This window comes from Bacillus hominis (assembly GCF_018332515.1).
GTDB classification, from domain to species: Bacteria; Bacillota; Bacilli; order Bacillales; family Bacillaceae_G; genus Bacillus_A; species Bacillus_A hominis.
Genome location: NZ_BOQD01000586.1, coordinates 1 through 401, shown reverse-complemented (window position 1 = coordinate 401; position 401 = coordinate 1). Strand labels below are relative to the sequence as shown.

Here is a 401-nt window from a genome sequence, read left to right as displayed (position 1 = left end):
GGCTCTTATTTCTCTACTCATAAACCAGCGCGTTCTTGTGTACAAGTAGCAAAATTACCGAAAGATGTTTCCGTTGAAATCGAAGTAATTGCCCTAGTTAAGTAAGTCTTTGTAAGCGATAACCTCTACTAATCCTTATATTCAATTGTATTAAAAATTTTTATCTTAAAAATTTTTAAAAAATTAAAGGGAAAATAGAAATTTTGTGGAATTTATACAAATATATCGCTTATTTAGAAAAGGGTGGTGAACACAAGATGGAAGTGACTGACGTAAGATTACGCCGCGTAAACACAGAAGGCCGCATGAGAGCAATTGCCTCTATTACTCTAGACCATGAATTTGTTGTTCATGATATTCGTGTAATTGATGGCAATAATGGATTATTTGTAGCAATGCCA

1 protein-coding gene and 1 pseudogene are annotated in these 401 nt (G+C 33.4%); both read left to right on the top strand.

What is annotated here, in order from left to right:
* Window positions 1-105, top strand: a pseudogene (gene ridA, locus KI356_RS27485) (2-iminobutanoate/2-iminopropanoate deaminase); the annotation flags it as partial.
* Window positions 106-257: 152 nt separating this feature from the next.
* The coding region (locus KI356_RS27480) for a septation protein SpoVG family protein (RefSeq protein WP_212937038.1) at window positions 258-401 on the top strand (144 nt) is incomplete at its 3' end.